The 9,967-nt window shown below is 71.6% G+C and carries 9 protein-coding genes and 1 pseudogene; 8 read left to right on the top strand and 2 right to left on the bottom strand.

All coding sequences use genetic code 11. The features are described 5' to 3' along the window. From ACWEN3_RS32950 to ACWEN3_RS32935, 4 genes and pseudogenes are all read left to right on the top strand, one after another. Window positions 1-321, top strand: a pseudogene (locus ACWEN3_RS32950) (hypothetical protein); the annotation flags it as partial. A 114-nt stretch (window positions 322-435) separates the two neighbouring features. Beyond that, window positions 436-1,386, top strand: coding sequence for a diacylglycerol/lipid kinase family protein (locus ACWEN3_RS32945; RefSeq protein WP_452978313.1), 951 nt, complete (start codon window positions 436-438; stop codon window positions 1,384-1,386). A gap of 61 nt (window positions 1,387-1,447) precedes the next feature. Further along, entirely contained in the window at window positions 1,448-1,816 is a 369-nt protein-coding gene (locus ACWEN3_RS32940) for a nuclear transport factor 2 family protein (RefSeq protein WP_452978310.1), read from the top strand. Between the two features lie 83 nt (window positions 1,817-1,899). Further along, window positions 1,900-3,468: an MmgE/PrpD family protein gene (locus tag ACWEN3_RS32935; RefSeq protein ID WP_452978308.1), complete on the top strand. Its 1,569-nt coding sequence runs from the start codon at window positions 1,900-1,902 to the stop codon at window positions 3,466-3,468. A gap of 31 nt (window positions 3,469-3,499) precedes the next feature. On the opposite strand, the gene ACWEN3_RS32930 is transcribed toward ACWEN3_RS32935, so the two are convergent. Beyond that, complete coding sequence (locus tag ACWEN3_RS32930; RefSeq protein WP_452978305.1) at window positions 3,500-3,865, bottom strand: hypothetical protein; 366 nt, start codon at window positions 3,863-3,865, stop codon at window positions 3,500-3,502. A gap of 130 nt (window positions 3,866-3,995) precedes the next feature. Further along, window positions 3,996-4,817, bottom strand: a complete 822-nt coding sequence (locus tag ACWEN3_RS32925; protein ID WP_452978303.1) for a GntR family transcriptional regulator — start codon at window positions 4,815-4,817, stop codon at window positions 3,996-3,998. Window positions 4,818-5,130: 313 nt separating this feature from the next. Here ACWEN3_RS32925 and ACWEN3_RS32920 point away from each other — a divergent pair, with 313 nt between their 5' ends. From ACWEN3_RS32920 to ACWEN3_RS32905, 4 genes are all read left to right on the top strand, one after another. Continuing rightward, window positions 5,131-6,411 (top strand): extracellular solute-binding protein, encoded by a 1,281-nt coding sequence (locus tag ACWEN3_RS32920; protein ID WP_452978300.1) that lies wholly within the window; start codon window positions 5,131-5,133, stop codon window positions 6,409-6,411. A 105-nt stretch (window positions 6,412-6,516) separates the two neighbouring features. After that, window positions 6,517-7,518: a carbohydrate ABC transporter permease gene (locus tag ACWEN3_RS32915; RefSeq protein WP_452978297.1), complete on the top strand. Its 1,002-nt coding sequence runs from the start codon at window positions 6,517-6,519 to the stop codon at window positions 7,516-7,518. Further along, the gene (locus ACWEN3_RS32910; RefSeq protein WP_452978294.1) at window positions 7,515-8,345 is read left to right on the top strand and encodes a carbohydrate ABC transporter permease; all 831 of its coding nucleotides are present in this window, start codon (window positions 7,515-7,517) and stop codon (window positions 8,343-8,345) included. Before ACWEN3_RS32915 ends, ACWEN3_RS32910 begins: the two co-directional genes overlap by 4 nt. Before the next feature lie 8 nt (window positions 8,346-8,353). Continuing rightward, on the top strand, window positions 8,354-9,841 hold the full coding sequence (locus ACWEN3_RS32905) for a glycoside hydrolase family 3 protein (RefSeq protein ID WP_452978291.1): 1,488 nt from the start codon (window positions 8,354-8,356) through the stop codon (window positions 9,839-9,841). Window positions 9,842-9,967: the final 126 nt, after the last annotated feature.

Genomic DNA, 9,967 nt, shown 5'->3' with positions numbered 1-9,967 from the left:
GCTGTAGAAGCCGAGGTCGGCGCTGCCGGTGGCGGTGACGGCGGCTTCCCTGCGCGGGCGGGCGAGCTGGCCGCGGCACTGCGCCGGGACAACGCCCCGGACCTCGTCGCCGGGCACGAGACCACGGCCCACCAGATCGGCCTCGGCGTCCTCAGTCTGCTGCGGGACCCGGCCCAGCCGGCCGAACTCCGCGCCGACCCGGCCCTGTTCAAGCAGGCCGCGGAGGAACTGCTGCGCTACTGGTCCATCCACCTGGTGACGGCTCGCGCCTCCAGCGCCAGGGGGGCCGCTCCCGGCGTCAGTCACGCGTCAGCGCGGTGACAGCGGCCCCCGGCAGAGTGGGGATCACCGCGGCGCCGGGCGTCCCCCAGCCCGGTCCCGCCGGTGTCGTCAGACGAGCGTCCGAGGAGAACGAGGAGAAGGAGTACGCCTGACATGGCAGACACCGCAGCCCCGGCACCCACCCGGGCCCTCGTCCTGGGCAACCCCGCCTCCGGCAGTCACTCGCCCGAACTGGTCGAAGAGGTAAGGCAGTTGTGCGTCTCGTACCTGGAGCGCACCGAACTGCACCTGACCACCGGACCGGGGGACGCCACGGTCGCCGTGCGCCGTGCGCTGCAGCGGCCCGACGGCGCGCCCGACCTGATCGTGGTGATCGGCGGCGACGGCACCGTCCGGGAGGCCGTGCAGGGACTCGTGCCCGTCACCGGGAACGCCACCCTCGCGGTGGTGCCCGGCGGCACCGGCAACTCCGGCTACAAGATGCTGTGGGGCGAGCGGCCCTGGAGCGAGTCCCTCAAGGCGATCCTGACCGACTGCGGCATCGGCGGCAGCGCCCGCCTGCGCCGCCTCGACCTGGCCCGCCTGGCCGAGACCCGCAACCACGTCTATCTGGGCGCCTGTTCGGGAGTGATCGCCGACGCGCTGATCACGGCCCGGGAGCTGCCGCTGACCGGCCGCGAGCGCTACGCCCGCGCCTTCGCCGACACGGCCGCCGGCTACGAGCCGTACCCGGGCCGCGTCACGGTGGACGGCCGGGTGGTGCACGAGGGCCCCACCGTCCTCGCCAACGTCGGCGGCGGCCGCTACCGCGGCGGCCGGTACCTGGTCCTGCCCGACTCGCTGCTGGACGACGGACTGCTCGACGTCTGTGTGATCGGCGGGCAGGTCGCGGCGGCCGACGTGCCCGGACTGACGCTGACCGCCGCGCACATGGCCCACGCGGCGACCGTGTACGCGCGCGGCCGCAGGATCACCGTCGAGCGGACCGACGGCCGCCGGCTGCCGCTGGAGCACGACGGCGAGTACCAGCACGGCATCGGCGCCACGGCCACCTTCGAGGTGCTGCCCGGAGCGCTCCCGGTGTGGGCGCCGGCCACCCCCTGAGGCACGTACAAGCCAGCTGTCCGAAGAACCGACCGAGCAAGCGACCAAGGAGAACGCCCGCATGAGCGACCTGACCACCACCGTCACCCGTTACCTGGACATCTGGAACGAGGCGGACACCGAGAAGCGCGCCGCGGCCATCGCCGAGCTGTTCACCGCCGACGCCCCGTACATCGACCCGCTCGCCGCGGTCGAGGGCCACGAGGGCTTCGGGGCCGTGGTGGCGGGCGCCCGCGACCAGTTCAAGGGCCTGCTCTTCGAGCTGCACGGCACCGTCGACGCCCACCACAACCAGGCCCGCTTCCAGTGGGGCCTGGTGACCGAGCCGGGCGCCGAGCCGATCGCCATCGGCTTCGACGTCCTCGTCACCGACGAGGCCGGCCGGATCAAGGGCGTCTACGGCTTCCTGGACAAGGTCCCGGCCGCGTAACACCCACACGCACCGCGGGAGCACCGGGCCGCCCGGTGCTCCCGCGGTCGTGTTCACCCTCGACGCAACCGAAGGTAGCCGCCATGACCGCCGTCCTCACGGAGAGCGTCGCCCGGGCGCTGTGCGCCGACTGGGCCGAGCAGGCCCGCACCCCGTCCCGGGGCGCCCGCGGCCGCACCCCCGCGGACACGCCGCTGCGCGAGCTGTCGCACTGGGCCGCGACCCTGCGCCCGCAGGCCGTCCCCTGCCGGGTGCTGAAGCTCGCCGCGAGCCAGGTGCTGTCGCAGATCGCCTCCATCCGGGCCGGACTCCAGCACCCGCTCGGCAGAAGACTGGTGGCCGCCTTCGGGCACCCCATGCAGCGTGACCCGCGGCAGGCCGCCGGCGTCTTCGCCGCGCTCGGCTCCTGGCTCAACCTGGACGACACCGCGTACGCCGGGCACCTGTCGAACTCCACGGTCGCCGTGCCGCTCGCGTTCGCCTACGCCCGGCAGCTGGACGGCCTCTCGCTGCTCACCGCGGTGGTCGCGGCCAACGAGTGCGCGGCCCGCATCACCGCCTCGGCGACCCTTGGCCCGCTGCGCGGCCAGAGCGCCGTGCACACGCATCTGGCCGGCGCGGTGGCGGGCCGGCTGCACTGCGACCGGGCGTCGGCGAGCCTGTTCGAGAACGCCTTCGGGCTGGCCTTCGCCATGCCCAACTGGCCGCTGATGCGGGCCTTTCTGGCCAGCGACGCCCGCCTGTTCAACACCTTCACCCCGGTGCGCACCGCGATGGACGCCTGCGACGCGGCGTACGCGGGGCTGCGCGGGGCGCCGGACATCATGGAGCACCAGGAGGGCTTCCTGGCCCGCTTCGCGACCGTGCCGCTGCCGGAGGCGCTGGCGAAGGGCCTCGGCCGCCGCTGGCACACGGACACCCTGTCGTTCAAGATGCACCCGGGCGGCCCCGGCATCGACGCGGCCGTGGACTGCGCGGCCGAGATCCACCGGGAACTCGGCGGGATACGGGCGCGGGACGTCGCCGAGGTCGTCGTCGAGGCCTCGCTGTACACGCTGTTCGCGGGGGAGCGGGCCGCCCGGTACGTCACCGGGCCCGGCTCCCCGCTGGGCGCGCTGGTCCTGGACGTGCCCTACCCGGTGGCCACCACCCTGCTCACCGGCGAGTTCTCGGTGGACGACTTCTCCGCGCCGCACCTGGACGACCCCGAGCGGTGGGCGCTGGCCAAGCGGACCCGGCTGGAGCACGACACCGAGATGACCCGTGAACTCTTCCTGTCCGACGCCCCGTTCGGGGAGGCGGTGCGCGAGGCGGGGGAACGGGCCGTGCCCTGGCTGCGGGGCTTCGGCGGGGACGAACTCGTGGACCTGGTGGGCGCGGTGCGGTCCGACGACCGGGACTTCTCCCGCTCCACCAAGGCCACCGGCGCCCGGGTCACCGTACGTCTGACGGACGGCCGTAGGGTCTCGCGCACCCGGCTGATCCCGATCGGCGCGGCCGGCCCGGAGACCCGGGCGGGCCATGCCGACCTGGTCCGGGAGAAGTTCCTGTCGGTGGGCGGCGCACAGGAGGTCGCCGACACCGCGGACCGCCTCCACCGCATGCGCCCGCGCGCGGTACGCCGCTGGATAGAGACGGCGTTCCTGGACTGACCCGCGGCCGGGCCGGCCGCGGGTCCTGCGGTCAGGCGCGGTCCGTCAGATCCTCCGCGAACACCTGCGACAGCGGCTGCGGTCCCACGTACTGCTGGCAGTTGCACTCGCCGGCCTCGTAGCGCAGCGGCTTCTTGTTCTCGTCCCAGGCCGTCGGCACCTCGACACGCTCGTGGCACCGGCCCTGCTTGTCGTGCTTGGCGAGGTGGTGCGTGCATCCGCACACCGGTTCGGGCGCCTTGTGCGCCGCTTCCACGGCCAGACGCTCCTGCTTCGCCGCTTCCAGCAGCTGCATCTTGCGCTCGTGCCGGTTGCGCAGTGCGCCGCGGACGTTGTCGGCCGCCCACGCGAAGCCGCCCGTCCAGAAGACGATGAGAACCCACCAGAACCAGTCCACCGGCTGCCCCTTCCCCCGTTGCCGCTCCGGACCAGCATAGTTGGCCCGGCCGCGAGCGCGGCCTCGGCGACCGGTACGTGATGGCCCGCGGACAGGCCGGTCCGCCGCCGGGTCCACGGGCGTGGCCGGTTCACCCGGGGCTCAGCTCTCCCCGCTCGTGTGCGGTGCGCAGTCGCCGGACCACGGCTCCGCCCGCCGGACGGCGCAGCGCCGCCACGAACTTGTAGCGGGAGCCGCGGTACACCGAGCGCACCCACTCCACCGGGCTGCCCTGCGCGTCCCGCGAGTGCCGGGACAGCAGCAGCATCGGCAGGCCCACGTCGGTGGCGAGCAGCTGGGCCTCGCGCGGGGTCGACAGCGAGGTCTCGATGGTCTCGTCGGCCTCCGCGAGATGGACGCCGTACACCTCGGCGAGCGCCGTGTACAGGGACGGGTACGTGGCCAGGGACCGGCGCAGGCCGGGGAAGCGGCGCGCGGACAGATGGGTCGTCTCGATCGCCATGGGGTCGCCGCTGGCCAGCCGCAGCCGTTCGATGCGCAGCACCCGTTCGCCGATGCCGATGCCGAGCAGGCCCGACAGCTTCTCGTCCGCGGGGACCTCCCCGATGTCCAGCGTCTGCGAGGCGGGCGTGAGGCCCTGGGCGCGCATGTCCTCGGTGTGCGAGGTCAGTTGGAGGGTGCGGTACAGCTTGGGCTGGGCGACGAAGGTGCCCTTGCCCTGGATCCGGTCGAGCCGGCCCTCCCCGACGAGTTCCTGCAGGGCCTGCCGGACGGTCGTCCGGGAGGTGTCGAACCGGACGGCGAGCAGACGTTCCGCGGGCATGGCCGAACCGGGTTCGAGCGCCTCGGTGATGGCGAGGAGCTGTTGCTTGATCCGGTAGTACTTCGGCACCCGCGCGGTGCGGCCGGGCGCCCTCCCGCGTGGCTGGGCGCTGCTGACGTCGGTGGTCATGCCTGCCTTCCCGGCTGTGTCGATGGGCTCCCGTTATAGCGACCAACTGCCCTATGGTCTAGTCCAAATGAACGAGACGGGCGAAAGGGGCGGACGTGGACGGACAGGCGGACGGACGCGCTCCGATGACTTTCTCGTAACGGCCGGGACCGGCTTCCCGAACCACCCTTGACACCCCGAAAGGTCTAGGCCAAGCTCCACCGTACTGGTCTACACCATTAGTGGCCAGGTCCCGAGCCCTACGTGCAACAGCGTCGTACGCAGGTCACCGCCGAGGGCGTGGGGGGTTAGTGGCATCCCTGAGGAGGGTGGCGTGAAGCGCAAGCTTGCGGCCGCGATCGTGATCGCGGGCATGATGGTCTCCGTCTCGGCGTGTGGCGGGGGCAAGGGCGGCGACAGCGGCAAGGACGCGGGCCCGGCCGGCTGGAAGGGCCAGACCCTGACCGTCTGGACCATGGACGGCTCCGCGCCGCCGCAGTGGAGCAAGGACGTCCAGGCCGCCTTCGAGAAGAAGACCGGCGCGAAGCTGAAGTTCGAGATCCAGAAGTGGGACGGGATCCAGCAGAAGATCACCACCGCCCTCTCCGAGGACAACCCGCCGGACGTCCTGGAGGTCGGCAACACCCAGACCCCCGCCTACGCGGCCACCGGCGGCCTCGCCGACCTGAGCGACGTCAAGCAGTCGATCGGCGCCGACTGGACCCCCTCGGTCTCCCAGTCCTCCGTCTACGACGGCAAGCAGTACGCCGCCCCCTGGTACTTCGCCAACCGCGTCGTCATCTACAACAAGGCCGTCTGGGCCAAGGCCGGCATCAAGGACACCCCCAAGACCCGGGACGAGTTCTTCAAGGACCTGGAGACCATCGGCAAGAAGACCGACGCCGAGCCCCTCTACCTCCCCGGCCAGAACTGGTACTTCCTCGACGGCCTGATCATCGGTCAGGGCGGGGAGCTGGTGACGAAGCAGGGCGACAAGTACGTCTCCAACCTCGCCGACCCGAAGGTCTCCGCGGCCATGGAGATCTACAAGAAGTACGCCTCCTACTCCAAGGCCCCCAAGGACAAGGACGAGGCCACCCCGCAGCAGGCCACCATCTTCGCCAAGGGCAAGACCGGCGCCATCATCGGCATGGGCTGGGAGGCGGGCACCGCCGTCCAGACCAACAAGGCCATCGAGAAGGACCTCGGCTACTTCACCATCCCGGGCGCGACCGCGGACAAGCCCGAGGGCGTCTTTCTCGGCGGCTCCAACCTCGCCGTCGCCCAGAACAGCAAGAAGCAGTCGCTGGCCAAGGAGTTCCTGAAGATCGCCCTGTCCGACCAGTACGAGGGCGAACTGGCCAAGATCAACGGCGTGGTCCCGAACAAGACGGCCCTGGAGAGCAACCTCAAGGGCAACGCCGCCGCCGAGGCCGCGGCTCCCGGCGCCGCGGCCGGCGGTACCACCCCGCTGATCCCCGGGTGGGCCGCGGTGGAGAACACCCCCAACCCGATCAAGTCCTACATGACGGCCGTGCTGGGCGGTAAGTCCCCGGCGGACGCCGCCAAGGGCGTCTCGGGCGAGATCGACAAGCGCCTGGCCCAGCAGAACTAGACCCGCGCCGGGGGCGTCGCACGGACGCCCCCGGCTCACATGTGCCGTGCGTCCCTCGCCGTGCGCAGGGCACACGGATTCGTACGGCCACGGAAGAGATGACTCATGTCAGTGCAGACCGAAGGCACGGACACGGTCGGGGAGCCCGCTGTCCGCAAGGCCGGGGTTCCGGCGCCGCCGCGAGGTGAGGACCGCGCCTCCGGGTCCCCGGCCGGCCGCCGCGCCGTCGCCGCCCCCTACCTGCTCCTGCTGCCCGCGCTGCTGGCCACACTGGTCCTGCTGGGCTGGCCCCTGGTCAAGAACGGCATGCTGTCGTTCCAGAACCTCAACCCCCGGCAGCTCATCCAGCACCTCACCGAGTGGAACGGCGTCGACAACTACAAGGAGGTCCTGACCGGTTCGGACTTCTGGAAGGTCGTCGAGCGCTCGGTCCTGTTCACCGCCGCCAACGTCGTCCTGATCATGCTGGCCGGCACCCTGATCGGGCTGCTGCTGGCCCGCCTCGGCAAGAAGATGCGGCTGACCCTCCTGGTGGGCCTCGTCCTCGCCTGGGCCATGCCCGTCATCGCGGCCACCACCGTCTACCAGTGGCTGTTCGCCCAGCGCTTCGGCGTCGTCAACTGGGTCCTGGACAAGCTCGGCTGGCACTCCATGGCGGACTACAACTGGCTCGGCACCCAGTTCTCCACCTTCTCCGTGGTCATCCTGCTCATCGTCTGGCAGTCGATCCCGTTCGTCGCGATCAACCTGTACGCCGCCACCACCACCATCCCCAGGGAGCTGTACGAGGCCGCGTCCCTGGACGGCGCAGGCGCCTGGCAGAGCTTCACCTCCGTGACCCTGCCCTTCCTCAGACCGTTCCTCTACTCCACGACCTTCCTCGAGGTCATCTGGGTCTTCAAGGCCTTCCCGCAGATCTTCGCCATGAACGAGGGCGGCCCCGACCGCCTCACCGAGACCCTGCCGATCTACGCCTACGTCGAGGGCGTCGGCAACCAGCACTTCGGGGTCGGCGCGGCGATCTCCTTCCTCACCATCCTGGTCCTGCTCGTCATCACCTCGTACTACCTGCGCATGGTGCTCAAGCAAGAGGAGGACGAGCTGTGAAGCGCTCGCTCTTCGGCCGTATCTGGCCCAACGCGACCGCCGTCGTCCTCTTCGTCGGCTTCGTGTTCCCCGTGTACTGGATGTTCGCGACGGCCTTCAAGCCGACCAACGACATCATCTCCGAGAACCCGGTGTGGTTCCCGACGAACGTCACCTTCGCCCACTTCACGAAGGCCGTCGACGCCGACCACTTCTGGACGCTGGTCGGCAACTCCGTCACCGTCACCGTCTGTTCGGTGCTGTTCTCGCTCGTCGTCGCCCTGTTCGCCGCGTTCGCCCTCGCGCGGATGCGGTTCAAGGGGCGGCGCGGGCTCATCGTGACCTTCATGCTGGCGCAGATGGCCCCCTGGGAGGTCATGATCATCGCCATCTACATGATCGTCCGCGACAACGACATGCTCGACAGCCTCGTCCCGCTCACCGTCTTCTACACGATGATGGTGCTCCCGCTGACCATCCTGACCCTGCGCGGCTATGTCGCCGCCGTGCCGAAGGAGCTGGAGGAGTCGGCGATGGTCGACGGCTGCACCCGCGGCCAGGCCTTCCGCAAGGTCATCTTCCCGCTGCTCGCGCCCGGCCTCATGGCCACCTCGCTGTTCGGGTTCATCACCGCCTGGAACGAGTTCCCGCTCGTGCTGATCCTCAACAAGGACATCGAGAAGCAGACCCTGCCGCTGTGGCTGTCCCAGTTCCAGACCGCCTTCGGCGACGACTGGGGCGCCACGATGGCCGCCTCCTCCCTGTTCGCGCTGCCCATCCTGATCCTCTTCATCTTCCTGCAACGCAAGGCTGTCAGCGGTCTGACCGACGGCGCCGTGAAGGGATGACGCCCCCGATGACCACACTCGCCTCCGGCATCGACACACTCACCCGGGACGCGCTCGCGGTGCTGCAGCCGGGGTTCGACGGCACCACCGCGCCCGACTGGGTGCGCCGCCGCCTCGGCGAAGGCCTCGCCTCGGTCGCCCTGTTCGGCCGCAACGTCGTCACCGAGGAGCAGGTCACCGCCCTCACCGCCGGCCTGCGCGCCGAACGGGACGACCTGCTGGTCGCCATCGACGAGGAGAGCGGCGACGTCACCCGCCTGGACGTGCGCACCGGCTCCTCCTTCCCCGGCAACCACGCCCTCGGCGCCGTCGACGACCCCGGCCTCACCCGGGCCGTCTCCCGCGAACTCGGCCGGCGCCTGGCCGCGTGCGGAGTCAACTTCGACTGGGCGCCCTCCGCCGACGTCAACGCCAACCCCGACAACCCCGTCATCGGTGTCCGCTCCTTCGGCGCCGACACCGGCCTGGTCGCCCGGCACACCGCCGCCTGGGTCGAGGGACTGCAGTCCACCGGCGTCGCCGCCTGCACCAAGCACTTCCCCGGCCACGGCGACACCAACGTCGACTCCCACCACGCCGTACCCCGCATCGACGTCGACGCCGACACCCTCTACACGCGTGAACTGCCCCCGTTCCGCGCGGCCATCGCCGCCGGCACCCGGGCCGTCATGAGCGCGCACATCCTCGTCCCCGCGCTCGACCCGGACCGCCCCGGCACGCTCTCCCGCCGGATCCTCACCGAGCTGCTGCGCGGCGAACTCGGCTACCAGGGCCTGATCGTCACCGACGGCATGGAGATGCGCGCGATCGCCGGCACCTACGGCCTGGAGCACGGAGTGGTCCTCGCCATCGCGGCCGGCGCCGACGCCATCTGCGTGGGCGGCGGACTGTGCGACGAGGACACCGTGCTGAGACTGCGCGACGCCCTCGTGGCCGCCGTACGCTCCGGCGAACTGCCCGAGGAACGGCTCGCCGACGCGGCCGCCCGGGTGCGCGAGCTGGCTCGCTGGACCGCCGGCGCCCGCAGCGGCGCGGCGCACGCCGAACCCGCGCCCGGGATAGGGCTGGTCGCGGCCCACCGCGCCCTGACCGTGACCCGCGCCGGGACCGCCGTACCGGTCGCCGAAGCGGTCCACGTCGCCCAGTTCAACCCCGCCCCCAACATCGCCGTCGGCGACCGGACCCCCTGGGGCGTGGCCGACGAGCTGACGTGGCTGCTGCCCGGCAGCACCGCGGGCTCCTACAGCGGCGCCGGCGCGGGCGCCGCCGCCCTCGCCGCCGCCGGCGGCCGCCGGATCGTCGCCGTGGTCCGCGACGAGCACCGGCACGACTGGATGCGCTCCGCCCTCGACACCCTGCTCGCCGCCCGTCCCGACACCGTCGTCGTGGAGATGGGCCTGCCGCAGGCACCCCCGCGTGGCGCCCCGCACATCGCCACCTACGGCGCCGCCCGTGTCTGCGGCATCGCCGCGGCCGAGGCCGTCGTCGCGGGCTGACCCCTCACACCCCCGGCCGCCCGCCCCCCCAGCGGGCGGCCGACCTCCGTATTCCCCCCGGAACATGGTGGCCCATCCGCGCCCGGGCCCATGCCACCGGCACATGACTCACCGCCCGTCACCCCG

Source organism: Streptomyces sp. NPDC004561 (assembly GCF_053602155.1).
This window is presented reverse-complemented; position numbering and strand designations above follow the sequence as displayed.